This window comes from Sphingobium sp. (assembly GCF_035511395.1).
In the GTDB taxonomy this organism is placed as follows: domain Bacteria; phylum Pseudomonadota; class Alphaproteobacteria; order Sphingomonadales; family Sphingomonadaceae; genus Sphingobium.
The window spans coordinates 1-15113 of record NZ_DATKFP010000419.1 but is presented as its reverse complement, the minus strand read 5'-3'; the positions used below and the strand labels follow the sequence as shown (position 1 = coordinate 15113).

Genomic DNA, 15113 nt, shown 5'->3' with positions numbered 1-15113 from the left:
ATAGGGGCCGTGCTGATCGGAGACGTGCGTGTAAAAGGAAAAGCCCGGATCGACGCCGTATTTGGCGTTGAAGTCCCCGGCGCCGCTGCCGCGCTTACCCGAGCGGAAGAACTGGCCGTCCGATGAGGACGTCGTGCCCTGACCCCATACCGCCGCGATCGGCAGCGCGTGATGGGCATCGATGATCCGTGCCAGGGCGGCTTTGTAGTTGTCGGGTGCGATATAGGCCGATCTTGTCCAGACGAGTTGGTCAGGAGTAACACCCTGGCTCGCCTGTGCCATGCGTGCGAGACCAAGGTTGGAGCCATCAGCCAGGATCGCGGCGAGCAAGGCGTTTTCGTTGTCATGCTGTTCCCGGGTCCGAAGATTGAGGAACGTCTGCGTAAAACCGGTCGCGCGTGCAACCTCGTGGAGCAGTTCGGTGATGCGCACGCGTGGCATCAGGCTGTCGATGCGCGCGGCGAGCGCTTTGGCGGCAGCGGACTCGTCGGCACGCACTGGAGTGATGGACAGCTTGCCGTCCTTGAACGTGACGCCCTCGACCTGGCCGCGGGCAAGGCGATGGGAGAAGCGTTTCAGCCGCCGGTCGAGTTCGCGACCCCGATCGGCGATCCATTCGTTGGCGGTCGCAGGCAGCTTCAGGTCGGTGGCGATCGGCGCAGCCTCGGCGGTGGAAAGCATGTAGCTGTCGAACTTGCGATAATTGGACGAGCGCTCGACCCACACGTCGCCCGAGCGCCATTTGTTGCGCAGGTGCGCCATGAGGCCGGTTTCCCAGAGCCGGCGATCAGGCTTGTCGCCGCCCTCCTTGACCAGCGTCCGCCAGTCCTTGCGGAACGGCATCGGCGCGGCCGGGGGTACATCGCGGCGTCCCGAGCGGTTCATTTCGCGCAGCGTGTTCACGGCCGCGATCGTCGACGCGCTGCCGCGTCCAGCCTTGAAATCGATGGCTTCGAGAAGCAGCGGCGTGAATTTGCGCAGCCGGCTCCACTGGTCCGCCGCCCGCAGCAAGGGGTTCTCGCCCGCAAGACTGGCGATGGTGCGGGCTTCGCCGCGTGCGCGGAGCAGCTTGTCCCAGCCCACTGCTGCATCGACCGCGACGAAGCCATCAATCCCGCTTTCCTGTGCTTCCTCCAGCGCAGCGACCGTGCGATCGAACAGCCGCATGATGCGCCCGACATCGCGCGTGGTTGCCGCGTAGCTTTTCTTTTGCTTGTTGTTGCCGCGCGTAAAGCTGCCGCCGATAATGCGATCGGCCATGTCGAGCGCGGCGTCGATCAGTTTTGCCTCCTGGTCGAGGATCATCGCCGCAAGCGTAGCGCGCCGACGCGACGGTGTATAGCGACTGATAAGCTGCGCAGAGGAGGCACGACCCTCGCGGACGAGCTGGCGAAGCCGATCGGGATGGATCGCGTCGCCGATCGCGACGGGCAGCCCGATGTCGCGCACGCGCGCCAGTCGGTCAAGCAACCCGCGCACATTGTCCGGCGTCGGGGCGGTGGTAATCTCGCGCAGCCAGGCGAGCGGCGTCAGCCCGGTCTGCGGATCGACGACCAGCACAGCATCGAGCTTGGCCAGGCTGTCGGCGGATACACCAACGAGCAGGGCGTCGTAGGCACGCAGTCGCGCGCGGGCGCGACCGGCGATTCCGGCACGCTCGATCACCGACGGCGATGGCAGCGTGATACACGACGCCCGAAGCGCTTCGGTGATACCGATCACAATGGGCACCCCGCGATCGGTCGACCATGCTGCTTTGGCCCCGGCCTCGATCAGCAAAGGCAGGTCGGCATTGGTCGGCTGTCGCAATCCGAGCGCCGCCTCGGCGTCGCGTGCGTGAACAGACGCGGTGGCGGGGCGTGCAGCGTAGCGGTCGAACGCCGAAGCGAAGACGCCAATCTGTTCACCCATAAAGGCGACAAGGTGTTCGGGCGCGCCCTCCTCGAGCGTGAAGCCGAACCCGGGATGGCGAAGCAGCGCAAACTGCACCGCGAAGCCGAGCCGGTTTGTGTCGCCACGCTTGGCCACGACGGAAACGAGGTCGCGCGGCGACAACATATAGTGCCGCGCGAGATCCTCGCGGGTCTCGGGCACGCCGAACAGCGCACGCCGTTCGGCATCAGTGAGGAGGTCGCGTCGTGCCATGGTGAAATCCGTCCACAAAAGGGTGAGAATAATCGTGGACATACGGTCTTAATGAGACGTAGTCTCTGGACGGTTTTGGGTGGTGTCGCGCAGCCTCGGCGTCGACGTCCCTAGACCGGACGTTTGGGAGACGGTGGTTGAGCGGCATATTGGGCTACGCGCGCGTGAGTACCGGCGACCAGGATGTCGCCGGGCAGACGATGCGTCTCGAACAGGCGGGTGCGATCAAGGTGTTTACCGACGTGCGATCGGGCAAGTCGATGGACCGACCCGGATTGGCCGAACTGCTCGCGTACGCGCGCGCCGGCGACACGCTGGCGGTCGTCCGCCTTGACCGACTCGGTCGTTCGCTCGGCGAACTATTGACTGTCGTGACAGCCCTGAAGGAGCGCGGCATCGCGCTGCTTAGCCTCGAGGAGAAGCTCGACACCTCGTCGGCGGCAGGCGAACTTGTGTTCCACGTCTTCGGCTCGATCGCGCATTTTGAGCGGCGGCTGATCGCCGAGCGGACGAAGGACGGTATCGCCGCGGCGCGGGCCAAGGGCAAGTTACCGGGCCGCCCGCCGTTGGACCCTGAAAAGGCGAAAGCCGCCCTCAACCTGGTCGTGGCGGGAATGTCGCCAACCCATGCTGCGCGCCAGCTCGGCCTTGGCCGTGCTACCGTTTATCGGGAAATGGCGCTCGCTGGCGTCCGGCGCACTGCCCCCTGAGCGGTGTTCGCCATCCGTTCGTACTTAGAGTAATTCAGATAACATCTGATGCGATGACCTCGACTTGAGCGCGCGGATGCTGTGGGGCGACGACGCCGCTTGGTAGGCGGCGATCAGCGGCTCGTTGACGACGATGCGCTCGACCGCGTGCATCTTCACCACCGCCCAGGAGAGATCGTCGGCCGCCGCCATAGGAGCTACCGCCGTTTTCGCCGCGATCAAGACGTTGTCGTCGAGGTGCGCGGGGTGATCCATCTGTCGGTTTCAGAATAAGCCCGGACTGGAAAATGGCGCATTTCTTTCATTCATATTTCTAAATAACAGCGGACTCTCGCGGTCTGAAGCATTTTTTGATAGAATAACCGTGGACTGCGCTGAGCGAGTCTCCAGCGCTTTCGTGGGCAAGGTGATGGCCGATACAGGCACTACCCTGACACGCGCCGATACCGGCGCATGGCGCATCGCTTGCGATCGCGAGCCGGTCATTCGTGCGCTCGTCGCGATGCCAACCCTCACCCGTTCTGCCCTCCTGTGCGCCTGCGCCGAACTCAGCCTGAGCAGGACGAGGGTCTTCGAACTTGTCGCACGATACCGAAAGGATCCCGTCACGACCTCGCTTTTGGATCAGGGACGCGGCTTTCCGAAAGGCGGATCCCGCCTGGATCCACAACTGGATCAGATCATCGATACGACGATCGAGAGCTTCTACCTGACCCGCCCGAAGCCGACGATGGCCCAGCTGGTCCGGAGGGTCAGAGAATTATGCCACGAAGGCAGCCTCAAACCGCCCGCCCGTGGGACGATCGCAGCACGCGTCGCTCTCGTAGAACGAAACCGACTGGCGAAGGCTCGCGACGGCCGCAAAGCCGCCAGCGATCATTACCGGCCTGTGGTGGGATCATACTTCGCCGACCACGCCTTGCAGGTGGTCCAGATGGATCACACTCCCGCCGATATCATCATAGTCGACGAGCATTTTCGGAGGCCGCTCTGCAGGCCAACTCTCACCCTGCAGATCGATCTTGCAACCCGCGTCATCCCTGGTTTCTACATCTCGCTCGAGAGCCCCTCGGCTACGTCGGTGGGCATGGCCATTCGCCATGCAGTCCTCGGAAAGACAGCTTGGCTTGAAGAGCGGGAGATCAGGCTCGAATACCCCGTCTATGGTATTCCCGATGCCCTCCATCTCGACAACGCTCGGGAGTTTCATTCCCATGCACTCGCGCGTGGATGCCAGCAGCATGGGATCGAACTGAAATATCGTCCCATCGCCACACCCCACTATGGGGGTCACATTGAGCGCCTGATCGGCACGATGATTGGCGAAGTGCATCTGCTCCCGGGCACGACCTTCTCCAACGTGAAGGCAAAAGGCGATTACGACGCAGAGGGTCAGTCGTGCATGACCCTTAAGGAATTTGAGCTCTGGTTCACGCTTCAGGTCGGAATCTATCATGGTTCAGTTCATCGCGAACTGGGCGTTCCACCGCTGACGGCGTGGAACGATGCCAATACTACACGCGCGGTGCCGCTGCGGCTGCCGGCTGACGCGGACCGTTTCCTTCTCGATTTTCTGCCCTTCGAGATGCGCCGCGTTCGGCGGGAAGGTGTCGAGCTGTTCCACGCCTTCTACTGGCACGGCGCTTTGGCGCCCCTCGCCGCGAACTGCGACAGAAAGCTCCCGATCAAATACAGCCCGCTCAATCTTTCGAGCGTCTACGTCGAGCTGCCAGATGGCGAGCATCTCACGGTGCCCCTACGCGATCGGCGCCGTCCTCCAATCACCAAATTTGAGCATGACCTTGCCGTGAAGGCATTGCGCGAACGCGGACGCCTTGCAGTCGACGAAAACTCCTTGTTCGAAATGGTGCGCGAACAGCGGCGGATAATCGTCGAGGCCATCGACCGGACTAAATCCGCGCGCAGATCGACACAGCGAATATCCTACGCCCTGGGGCAAGACCCGCCACACTCAGAGATGCTCTCATTGCCAACGCCAATGGACGCGGCACCGCCCTGTGATACCGAACCTGTCGTGCCCTTCACGATCGAGGAGCGAACATGACCGACCTCTACGATCACCTGTTTCCCGCTTACCGGGATACGGCATCGATGCCGGACGATGAACGGATCGACTGGCTGCGGCGAGACCGCTGGATGGCGCTTCCGCAAGCCGGAGAAGCGCTCAGACGGCTGGAGGATGTGCTGACCTATCCCCAACGCGGCCGGATGCCGTGCCTCCTGCTGTTCGGTACCACCGGCATGGGCAAGAGCGAGATCGTGAATAGGTTCGCTGAGCTGCACGCCTCGTCGTACGACCAGCGCGCCGGGCTCACGACAATGCCGGTGGTGGTCGTTCAGATGCCTCCGCAGCCAAGCGAGGAGGAGTTCTACACCGAGCTGCTGTTGGCGATGAACCTCACAGAGTTCGAGCATATGTCCCTGCGATCGCTCCGCTCGCTTTCGCGTCGAATGCTCGCTGAACTCGGCGTGAGGGTTCTCGTGCTCGACGAGATCGACAAGATGCTGGCCGGGTCGCCGCGGCAGCAGCGCATCTTCCTCAATACGATCCGCTTCCTGACAAACGATTTGAAGATACCAATCGTATGCGCCGGTACCGAAGACGCGCGGATTGCGGTCTTGACCGATCCTAACCTTGCTGATCGTTTTGCTGCATTCGAACTGGTCCCGTGGCGCAACGATCAGGCGTTCCGACAGCTCATGGCCAGCTTTTCCGGACTGCTTCCGCTGCGCCTGCCCTCGCAGCTCGATGCAAATGACGTGCGTCAACGCGTCCTCAACCTGAGCCAGGGCGTAACGGGTCGGATTTTCCGCCTTATGGAAGCCCTCGCCATCGCCGCGATCCGTAACAAGCGGGAGATGATCGACGCGAGCAGCTTCGATGACGAGGCGCTGTTGCTTCCCCTAGTATCGATGCAGGTGATCGCCAATACCAACCGGACTTTGCGTCGGCGCGTCGCGTGATCCCGCCTCCGGCGCCATTTCCCGATGAGCTGCTGACTTCTTGGCTTGCCCGACAGAACTGCCGTGTCCGCGGTCGAGTTTTTCAGGACCCGGAGGTCGTTCTCGATCGCAGGGGCCGCTGGCGTCTCCCGGACATTCACCCGCCAGCTGCCTGGTTGAAAGCGGTGTCACTAGAGTTCGGCGTACCTCCCTCCAGCCTCGCAGAGATCACCATCGGCCGCCGCCATCCGGGCATACCGCTTGATTTCCTCGCGTGGGACGCGCCGCCATTCCAGACTGAGCATGAGACCCTTCGCCCCATTCCAAGACTGCACGTGAGCTGGTGTACGCGGTGTCTGGCCGAAGATTATGCCGCTGGCCAGCCAGCCTATCTGCGCCGGCGCTGGGTACTGGCGGTATCCGGCTTTTGCCACAAACACAAATGGCCGCTCCAGGACCGATGTGCTGCGTGCGGCTGCTTTCGCTGGAGGCTCTCAGCTGCTGCGAGCGGCCCGTTGCGCATGATCTGCCGGGGCTGCTGGCGCCCGCTTGAGAGGGCGGCTCCCGAGACACTTGTCGCCGATCAAAACGCCGTGAATTGCTGGGATCACGTCATCGAGTTGGAGGTTGCAGTGGCGACCGCCCTTCGTGGCAGGACACCAGACCAACACCGTTTCAACTTCACTTCGGCCGACCAACTGCTCAACGAAGTGCGCGACATCTGGCAGTTGCTCGTCGGCCATCATCGTTCCTGGGCACGGACCGACATCCCCCTGAACAGCTACGTCTGTCCGGCCATGACCCCCGGATCGGATCCGCCCGAATTTCACTCGAGTGACAAGTTGCACCCGATGGCGATCGCCAGCATAGCCATGCGTCGCTCTATGCTCTCCGCGGTCAAAGGCATTCTCGACCCTCGCATCGAGACTGGGAGAGTTCTGTTTGGCGAGCATAAGCCGCCGGCAATTGAGACGTTTGTCGCCTCGGTGGACGAAGACGCGCTCCAACAAAATATCGAAGCGATGAAACGCTGGTCACCTGCTTTTGTCGACCGCGTTGTCGTCGCTCAACGCGGAAGGCGACGTAACGCCCGGATCGCTGATCTTGAGAGCCGAATAGCAAGGATCGGATCGTCGCTCGCGCGGGTCTAACCAGAGCCTGTGACGACCCTTCTTGTTGCGGGTTTTGAGCGCGCGCGGCGGAGTCCGGATTATTCTGAAAAGAGTCCGGGGTTATTCTGACACTCCGACGGGCTGCGACGTGGAAGGCCCACGAGTCCGGCCATATTCCGAAACCGACAACAGCCTTACTCCATTCTATAGAATCGCGTCAAATCCGCTTATATGATAACTGCACTTATCGCATGTTGATGCTAAAAACCATCAGAGCGGTTGTATAGCAATCTTTCCTTTGCTATACATAGATTATATACGATTGTTTTTACTGGATTTTCTGGCCGTGTCGCATGGGTTTCCTGGCTTCGAGACCACCGAACCGCCCTCGATGGCGGATCTCGAGGCGCTGGGGACAGCCCAGGCGCAAGCGGCCTTCGCGCTCGGTGGGCTCGATGCCGCCCTCACCTGGTGCCCGTCCGACATCCACCCCATCCTCGCTGCGCGCCTGATCCGCGAGACGCTGATCTCGGCGCTCCGGCAGGAAGGGCATCTCTTCACCGACGCGCGCTTCCATGCCTGGTACGCCGGCCTTATACCCCTTTCCGACGAACCACTCCAGTTCGCACTCGCCCCCCGCGCGCTCGCGACCACCCTGCTCGCCGAGATGACCCGCAGCCGCTGGGTGCCGCTCATCGACGCGGCACTGGGGCTGGAAAAAGCCTGCCTGGCGCTGCGCGACCCTGACAGCGCTGCCGCCGTCGAAACCGCACGGGCCGCGATCGACGAGGCCGCAGCGCTGATCACGGCGCTCGAGCCGGCCCCCCTCCCCTTCTCCGCCCTGGCCGCCCTCCACCGGGCCATCGGCCAAAGCCCGCGCTTCGCCCCGGCCGAACGCGCGACCGAGACGATCACGCTCGCCACGCGGCAAGTCGTGATCGAGCGCCCTCGCCCGCCCTCCCCGCGCTGGGCGATCGAATGCGCCTTTGGCGCGTATCTGCAAGCCACCGGCGCCCATAGCGCGGCGCTGCCGCTCAACGGCCTGATCCGGCTCGATACGGTGCGCGCGGCCGAAGTTGACGACAACCCGGCGCACGCCGCCATCGTTCACGCCGAAGCGCTGCGCGATGTCCTGAATCATCTCAACCGCCTGGTTGCTGAGGCCCGCGACACGCGCCAACACCTCGCCGAGCGCTACCGCGCGAAACGGACGAACTCGCGCGCGCAGCAGCTCTATGGCCTCCTCTCCGGCTTTGGCCCGCTGCGCTCGTCCCAGATCGAGGCCGTGCTCGGCGCGACCCGGCTCGGGGTCCGGACCATGCTGGCCGCGCTGGCAGACGGAGGCGATCTGGCCGTTGAAACCCTGTCGGGGGTCAAGCTCTATTCGGTCATGCGCGGCAGACCAGCCGTTGCGCCTACACCGCTGGCCGATGACCCGGTCCGGTTTTCCAGCGAGGCGATTGAGGACTATGATGCCGCCCTCGCCCGGATTGATGCTCTGCTGGCGCGCTATGACGATCGATCGGACGACTAGGCCTGAAAACCGGCAAAAAGTTTGTCCCTGCAAACGCCCCTTACAGCGCCAACACGAGCGTGAAGCAGCCCCGACTACGGGAGCACCCCCTAATCGCGCTGTGCGGGCTTCTGAGGACGATTTTGCCAGCCGAGCCCGTCCACCCACGTTCATTTGCCCAGTTTTGCACCAATGCGCGGTTCGTCGAGCGATAGAAGCCATAATTGGCTTCAGGCCCCGGGGGGCGACCGATCGGTTCGCCCCGCGCTTCCGCGCGCTGGGTAATGGACATATCAGATCGGCGGGAAACCGATGTTCTCCGTTATCGCGTGGAGCAGGCCCCCTCCCCTGCCTGTGCGGGGGTGCGAAGACGTTGCGGTTGAAGCCACGTCCTTCCGACGCGGACTGGTTGGCGGGCGTACGATCGCTTCATGGTGCGGCTGTCTCAGGGTCCGAACGGCTCGATGAGCTCAAGCGTCTCTATCGCGACGCCCAGCACGCTATCCTCTCTCGCGCAGGGACCCTTCCCTCCCCTGCCTCTCTCTATTCATCGTCCAATTCTTTCGCCGCAGTTCGTCCCGGAGGCGTTGAAGTTGAGCGTGGCCGGAGTCAGCAAGCTTCTGGTCCGTGGTGTTGCCGCGAGTCTGGTGGTCGAGGTTACCCGACCGCGCACCTTGGGGAGATTCCTGGCGGCCAATCTTGCGGTTACGTTCGGATACGCATCCCCGAAGCGCGGCCGACCAAGGTTGGCCCCCCTCCCCTACCCGCGGATCCGAGCTTGTCGGCAATCTTCGACACCTTTGACGAAGAAATGGCCGAGATCGATCGCCTGCTTGCGCGCCATTGACTCCGCTATGGCAACGCTCCGGGTCCCTTAGCTCACAGCGTCGGCATCGTCGGATTCCTTGATTTCTGCGGGCTTTTGGCATGTGCCGCATTGTGTGCCGCGCTTTGTCGTGCGCTGGGTGTCGCGCTGGCGGGTTGTAACGCCATCGCGCTAGGTGACGCGCTCACGCCGTGTAATGCTGCGACGCTGTACCCAGCGCTGTCACCTTCTACCTCGCTTTTCCCAGCGCGTGCGCTGTCGATGGCGCACGCGCTGGCCAATGTGCTCGCATACGCGCTTTGCCCTACGCCTGCGACTATAGCCGCGCCCACGCCTTGCACCGCGCATCCACAGGCGCTATGCACCGCGCATATCAATTGTGTCGCGCTGCCCATCTTACGCTACATGGGTGCCGCGCCTTCGACCCACAGGGAGTTCCTTCGTGCCAGTCATCACTATCGCGCAGAGCAAGGGAGGGGCGGGCAAGACGACACTCGCACTCGCCCTGGCATCAGAATTCGAAGCGCTTGGCGGTTCAGTCTTCATGCTCGACGCAGACCGCCAGAACAGCTTGCTCAACTGGCACCGGGATCGGATCGCAGCGGGCAGGGGAGGGGATTCGCGCATCGCCGTCGAAGACGCCTCGCAGCTTCGAGATTCCGATATTGGCGGCGCAATCGCTCGGGCCCGAGAAGTGGCCCAGCTCGTCGTCGTCGATTCTGAGGGAACCTCGAACTTCAAGACGGCCTACGCCGCCATGGACTCGGATTTCGTCGTCATCCCCACGCGTTCCTCGCGGCTCGATCTCGAGCGGACCGTCGAAACCAGCGACATGCTCGAGAAGATGTGCCGTGGCGTGCCGTACCGCGTGCTCATCACGCAGACGGGGCAGGTGGCCCGCTCGAAGGCCGAATGGGAGATCGACGGGCAGATCAGGAAGGCCCTGCCAACTTTCACAGACCAGATGTTCACGCTCGATGCCTTCCGCGCCATGTCCAATTACCGGATGACTCTCGCTGAAGTCGAAGCCGCCAACCTCGCCAAGACGGAAAAGGCCAGGCGCATCGCCCAAAGCGTCCTTGCCGATATTCTCAGCGAAATTCAGAACAAGGAGGCCGTGGATGCCTGAAGACAAGGCCGCCGCAAGCAGCATGGGCGATATCATCAGCTCTACACGCCAGCGACTGGAACAGCCCGAAGCGCCAGCCGACCGCCTTCGGGGCCTCGTAGCCGCAACCGCAGCGCCCAAGCCCGGCGGCGCACCTCCTGTGCAACGTGAACCCGCTGGCACGGCTGTGCCGGCGAACTATTTCCACCAAATTCCTGCAGAACTAGGCGTCACGCCCAAGCGCAAACCGCAGCGCGGGCCAGCTCGTTCTCTGCATATCAGCATGCGCTTGTCGCCCCCGGAGCGCGACCGCCTCGTGCGCTGGTGCGACGATCGCAATCTCAGCCTCCCGGACGGAATCATGGCGCTGATCGATCTGGTAGAAGGGGAGGGCGGCACGCCCAAATAGGCGCTATTACGCTTTATGTGAGGAATCGGGGGAGGGGGTCTTCCCCTAGGGCCGACCCCGGGCTCCAACGAAAGCTTTGCAGAACCCTTCCCACGATCTGTAGAGAGGCACGCCAGTCAGCGTCTTCAGCTTGTCTCCCATCTTCTCCCGAAACGCGCCGGCGATCAGGTCCTTGTCCCAACCACCTCCAAAATCGGCGACAATCGTGAGCAAACGCTGATCCCCGCAGAAATGCATGGATCCTGTGGGGAAGGGCTTGCTCGAAGCCAGCGCCGCTACCGGAGCCGCCGCCGGGATCGCCGCGATCTGCTCGACGCTGCCATCGCGCCTGGCCCGCCGTCCGACCTTCGGCCGATCGAGCTCCTTGGCGGTCTCTTCCTGATCGACAGGATCCTTGGGACTGAAGGTCAGCTTGACCGCTTCAACCGGCCGCCCACGCCCTGATCCCCTGATTTCTTCCCACTCCACGATGAAATCGGCGAGCTGGTCGATCTCCGCCTTCGATTTTGCGAGGACGTCGCGCCGAAATTCGGCGAAGTTCTTGAAGCTGCCGTCAGGCACACCGAGCCGCCGCCGCAGTTCATCGACGTTCATTTTGACGACACGGTTCTGGCGATTGATGATCAGGCAGCCAAGATCATACAGCGTGAGCGAATAGCGCGACTGAAGCGCAAGCATCACGCCGAGATTCACCCGCGCATAATAATCCGAACGCTGGATTACGCGCTTGAAACTCTCGGAGAATTGATACTCGACGACGCTCATGCCGTCCTCGGAGATTTCCTCCACGCAGCTCGACAGCAAAGACTGCGACATGATCGCAGGCTTGCCCTTCTTCGAGGTCGTCCGGATACGAACAATGACGCGCAGCAGTTCATCCATCACCGGCTGGATGCGCTCATTGCCCTTATGCGTGCCGCGCAGTTCCTTCTTGGTGATCGTGAAGGTCTTGCTGTCTTCCCCGGCTTCCGGTCCAGCCTTGCGCAACATCAGCGCAAAAGCCTTTCTTCCCGCGGCGCTCAACGACCCGGTCTCGAACTCGGATTCGACTAATTCCCCGGGTTTACTTACAAAGTCGAGGTCGCGGCGGCGAATCACGTCAGCCACCCGCAACGTCCGGCTCAGACCCTCAAGGTCAGGCGGAACCTCGATTTCAACCGTGTCCGAATCGAGCTTCATGTGAGTTGCATAACATCAGCTTGTCATAAAGAGAACAGCCCCCCCGTTCACTCACATAGACGTGCCCCTGAGCGCTCACATAAACCTCGCTGGCACCATTCGGCCGACAGCCCCCACGCACTCACATAAAGACAAAGGGCCCCCAACTGCCGACTCGCACAAACAGGCCGAGTCGCGTCCGCTCCCCCGAAAACTCACATAGAACTTTTGTCCGCCTGGAAAGGGCCGGGGAGGGGATTCCGACCCGACGAGCCGATGCCCCCGGCGACTCACATATAGATCCCTACATCCCGCTGTTTTAATTGAGTTTTCTTGGCCACCCCCCATCGCTCACACAAAGGCGGGGGAATTCCTTATTTCGAATACTCTTCACAGAAGGCTCCGCCCCCGTGCGCTCACACAAAGATCGGCCTCCCGCCAATTCGGTCCCCCACATGCTCACATAAACATCGGGATCGCCGGCCAGCCATCGTATGGACAGCAAAACGCCCAGCGATTCAGGGCTTTCGAAACTGCTCTTAAGCCCGCTTCGCCCGCTTCGCCTGATTCCCCCGAAAACTCACATTATCCCCCGATCGCTCAGGCTCTTGCCCCCATCGCCTCGCATAGACGCCCCCGAGAACTCACGCAGAAGCCCCCGCATCCTCACAAGGAGAGCACTCAAGCTATTGGTTTGCCGTCACAAATGGTGCCCGAATCTTAGAATCCATGAATCTATGAAGCTCCCGCGCTCCGCTTGGGCGTTTTTAAGATTTGATTCTTTGAGAGTAGCAGCTCGACGGTTCCGCATCACCGACAGGCTGGCGGCCAGGATAGAGCGACCAAGGAGAGAGGCAAGGGGGAGCAAGGACCGCGAAAGGAGCAGCCAATGGCCCTGGTCGCGCTCAAACCCACTCAGGAACTCGTCGATCTTGTCGGCTCGCTGGGCGGAACCTGGCACGGTCGCACGGCGATGTGTCCGTGTCCGGCCCACGCCGACAGCACCCCAAGCCTCTCCATCCGGCAAGGCAATCGAGGCATCCTCGTCACCTGCTTTGCCGGATGCGACCGTGACGACATCCTTCGGGAACTGCGCCGCGTGCCCAGCCGGGGGCGGTTTGCCTACACCGACAACCCGGCGGCTCAGGCGGGCAATGCGAGCCGGCTATGGGACGAGGCGCTTTCCGTCGCCGGCACGCTTGCCGAGCGCTATCTCGGGATCAGGCACCTCATGCCGATCAGCCAGGATCTGCGGTTTCACCCGCGCTGCCCTTACCGGCCAAAGCCGTGGACGACCTACCATCCCGCCTTGCTGGTCGCGGTTCGCGAGGGCCGGCGCCTGACAGCGGTGCAGCGCATATTCCTCGATCCAGTGACGGCGCGCTATCGCATGAAGCTCATGCTCGGCCGACCGGCGCGCGGTGCCTGGCAAGGGGGAGGGCGAGGCGATGTCCTGGCACTCGCCGAGGGGTTCGAAACGGCCCGGGCGTTCACGCTCCTTCACGACATCCCCTGCTGGGCGAGCCTGGGCGCACGTCGTCTCGACCAGATCCTACTGCCCGAGACGCTGACCTCGCTGATCCTGGCCGCCGACAACGACGCCGAAGGGGCGATCGCCGCGGAGCGCGCGACCCTTCGCTATGCCCGCCCTGGCCTCAAAATCAGAAGCATGCCGCCAGAGCGCGTCAAGGATTGGGCCAAGGTCCTCGAACTGAGCCGGCGATAACCGACTGCCGCGCACGCATTCGGAAACATCCGGATTGCGGGAGGCTGCGCTTCGGAGGAACGCCTTGCCTGGAGGCTCGAATGGCACGCATCACGATCATCGATGGCCACCCCGATCCGGACCGCGCGCGGTTCATCCATGCGCTCGCGTACGCCTATGCGGCCGGGGCAGAAGACGCCATCCATGAAGTGAGGCGGATCGACGTCGCGACTCTGGATTTCCCCATCCTGCGCTCGGCAAACGAATGGCGCGAGACCGATCCCGCAAAAGCCATCCACGACGCGCAGATCGACATCAGATGGGCCGACCATCTGGTCATCCTCTTTCCGCTTTGGCTCGGCGACCTACCGGCGCTCCTCAAGGCCTTTCTCGAACAGGTTATGCGGCCGGGCTTCGCGATCGACGAAACCGTGTCGGATCGGAATGCGAAGCTGCTCTGCGGCCGACCGGCACGTGTCGCGGTGACCATGGGAATGCCGGCCCCTTTCTATCGATTCTACTACCGTGCCCACAGCCTCAAGAGCTGGGCGCGAAATCTACTCGGCTTCACTGGGATCGCGCCCGTTCGCCATTCCATCATCGGGGACGCCGAGGCGAGCGACGGCGAACGGCAACACTGGCTGAGCCTCATCAGCCAGTTCGGCCGGGACGCGCGATAGCGTTCGGCAAACAGCGGGGCCCGAGCCCTGTCCCGCCAGCGCCAACCAAGCCTCGCCGCAGTCGGGCAATCGTGAAAAGGGAAGGGGGGTCGAAGGATTGATGCTGCCGATGGGGCAGCCAGTCCGGAGACCCCTCAATGTCCGATCTCTTCGATACCGCCACCGCGGCCGAACGCCGCGCGGCCACGCTTCTCGTCGACCGTCTCCGCTCCAGCGACCCGATCACGAGGGCGGACCTCAATGCGGCCATGGTCGAGGGCTATGGCGGGACGGACGCCGACGGGCTCTGGACGCAGCGCGACAGCTTCGAGATTCTGGAGCACGCGCTTGCCCATCACCTCCAGTTCGGGCCCTATCCCCTGCGCTCGCTCGATGACGTTGCGTCCGCCTGCGATCTGCTCGACCGGCTGCCGACGCAGACCGTGCGCAGCGAGGACCAGATCGAATGGCAGCAATTCTCGACGCCCGTCGATCTCGCTGCCGTCGCGGTTCTGCTCGCCAATATCCAGAACGATGACGTCATCCTCGAGCCGAGCGCGGGCAACGGACTCCTCGTGGCACATTGCCGAGGCTTCGCCGCCCTGCAGCTCAACGAATACGCACCGGCTCGCCGCGCGCGCCTCGCCGACGTTTTCCCCGACGCGGTAGTCACCGGCCACGACGGTGCGACGATCAATTCGAGCCTGGCCGCGGCACCGCGTCCCAGCCTGATCCTCATGAACCCGCCTTTCTCGCGCTCGGTGGGGCTCGGCGCCGACGCCCATGCCGCCGTGCGTCACCTTC

The 15113-nt window shown here is 62.9% G+C and carries 12 protein-coding genes and 2 pseudogenes; 11 read left to right on the top strand and 3 right to left on the bottom strand.

From position 1 onward, the window contains the following. On the bottom strand, nt 1–2145 hold a 2145-nt coding region (locus tag VMR39_RS28160), incomplete at its 3' end, for a Tn3 family transposase (RefSeq protein WP_325421461.1). A 137-nt stretch (nt 2146–2282) separates the two neighbouring features. On the opposite strand from VMR39_RS28160, the gene VMR39_RS28155 reads away from it, so the two are divergent. Next, nucleotides 2283–2855 carry a recombinase family protein gene (locus VMR39_RS28155; protein ID WP_046766285.1) on the top strand — a complete coding sequence of 191 codons (573 nt, stop codon included), beginning with the start codon at nt 2283–2285 and terminating at the stop codon, nt 2853–2855. Between the two features lie 24 nt (nt 2856–2879). Here VMR39_RS28155 and VMR39_RS28150 read toward each other — a convergent pair whose 3' ends face one another. Next, nucleotides 2880–3110 carry a hypothetical protein gene (locus VMR39_RS28150; RefSeq protein ID WP_325421457.1) on the bottom strand — a complete coding sequence of 77 codons (231 nt, stop codon included), beginning with the start codon at nt 3108–3110 and terminating at the stop codon, nt 2880–2882. Between the two features lie 154 nt (nt 3111–3264). Between VMR39_RS28150 and VMR39_RS28145 the strand changes: the two genes are divergently transcribed. The 7 genes and pseudogenes from VMR39_RS28145 to VMR39_RS28120 all read left to right on the top strand — a co-directional run bounded on the left by VMR39_RS28145 (nt 3265) and on the right by VMR39_RS28120 (nt 10787). Next, on the top strand, nt 3265–4920 hold the full coding sequence (locus VMR39_RS28145) for a Mu transposase C-terminal domain-containing protein (protein ID WP_325421455.1): 1656 nt from the start codon (nt 3265–3267) through the stop codon (nt 4918–4920). After that, nucleotides 4917–5840, top strand: coding sequence for a TniB family NTP-binding protein (locus VMR39_RS28140; RefSeq protein WP_056356791.1), 924 nt, complete (start codon nt 4917–4919; stop codon nt 5838–5840). Before VMR39_RS28145 ends, VMR39_RS28140 begins: the two co-directional genes overlap by 4 nt. Beyond that, nucleotides 5837–6259, top strand: a pseudogene (locus tag VMR39_RS30600) (TniQ family protein); the annotation flags it as partial. The gene VMR39_RS28140 and the pseudogene VMR39_RS30600, both read left to right, overlap by 4 nt. A gap of 192 nt (nt 6260–6451) precedes the next feature. Next, nucleotides 6452–6970, top strand: a complete 519-nt coding sequence (locus tag VMR39_RS28135) for a hypothetical protein (protein WP_235536267.1) — start codon at nt 6452–6454, stop codon at nt 6968–6970. A gap of 283 nt (nt 6971–7253) precedes the next feature. After that, complete coding sequence (locus VMR39_RS28130; protein WP_024018138.1) at nt 7254–8465, top strand: hypothetical protein; 1212 nt, start codon at nt 7254–7256, stop codon at nt 8463–8465. Nucleotides 8466–9712: 1247 nt separating this feature from the next. Next, the gene (locus VMR39_RS28125; RefSeq protein WP_019054793.1) at nt 9713–10399 is read left to right on the top strand and encodes a ParA family protein; all 687 of its coding nucleotides are present in this window, start codon (nt 9713–9715) and stop codon (nt 10397–10399) included. Further along, complete coding sequence (locus tag VMR39_RS28120) at nt 10392–10787, top strand: hypothetical protein (protein WP_019054794.1); 396 nt, start codon at nt 10392–10394, stop codon at nt 10785–10787. The genes VMR39_RS28125 and VMR39_RS28120 overlap by 8 nt, the downstream gene beginning before the upstream one ends. 45 nt (nt 10788–10832) lie before the next feature. Here the strand turns inward: VMR39_RS28120 and VMR39_RS28115 are convergent, their stop codons facing one another. Continuing rightward, entirely contained in the window at nt 10833–11966 is a 1134-nt protein-coding gene (locus tag VMR39_RS28115; protein ID WP_019054795.1) for a replication initiation protein, read from the bottom strand. A gap of 868 nt (nt 11967–12834) precedes the next feature. Between VMR39_RS28115 and VMR39_RS28110 the strand changes: the two genes are divergently transcribed. The 3 genes and pseudogenes from VMR39_RS28110 to VMR39_RS28100 all read left to right on the top strand — a co-directional run. Continuing rightward, on the top strand, nt 12835–13671 hold the full coding sequence (locus VMR39_RS28110) for a DUF7146 domain-containing protein (RefSeq protein WP_024018137.1): 837 nt from the start codon (nt 12835–12837) through the stop codon (nt 13669–13671). Between the two features lie 80 nt (nt 13672–13751). Then, nucleotides 13752–14330: an NAD(P)H-dependent oxidoreductase gene (locus VMR39_RS28105; RefSeq protein ID WP_019054338.1), complete on the top strand. Its 579-nt coding sequence runs from the start codon at nt 13752–13754 to the stop codon at nt 14328–14330. 137 nt (nt 14331–14467) lie between these two features. Further along, a pseudogene (locus VMR39_RS28100) lies at nt 14468–15113 on the top strand (methylase); the annotation flags it as partial.

What these genes read in the sequence shown, in the direction of transcription:
- VMR39_RS28150 (WP_325421457.1), bottom strand. Translation starts at nt 3,110, where the DNA reads ATGGATCACCCCGCGCACCTCGACGACAACGTCTTGATCGCGGCGAAA.
- VMR39_RS28145 (WP_325421455.1), top strand. Translation starts at nt 3,265, where the DNA reads ATGGCCGATACAGGCACTACCCTGACACGCGCCGATACCGGCGCATGG.
- VMR39_RS28140 (WP_056356791.1), top strand. Translation starts at nt 4,917, where the DNA reads ATGACCGACCTCTACGATCACCTGTTTCCCGCTTACCGGGATACGGCA.
- VMR39_RS28120 (WP_019054794.1), top strand. Translation starts at nt 10,392, where the DNA reads ATGCCTGAAGACAAGGCCGCCGCAAGCAGCATGGGCGATATCATCAGC.
- VMR39_RS28115 (WP_019054795.1), bottom strand. Translation starts at nt 11,966, where the DNA reads ATGAAGCTCGATTCGGACACGGTTGAAATCGAGGTTCCGCCTGACCTT.
- VMR39_RS28110 (WP_024018137.1), top strand. Translation starts at nt 12,835, where the DNA reads ATGGCCCTGGTCGCGCTCAAACCCACTCAGGAACTCGTCGATCTTGTC.
- VMR39_RS28105 (WP_019054338.1), top strand. Translation starts at nt 13,752, where the DNA reads ATGGCACGCATCACGATCATCGATGGCCACCCCGATCCGGACCGCGCG.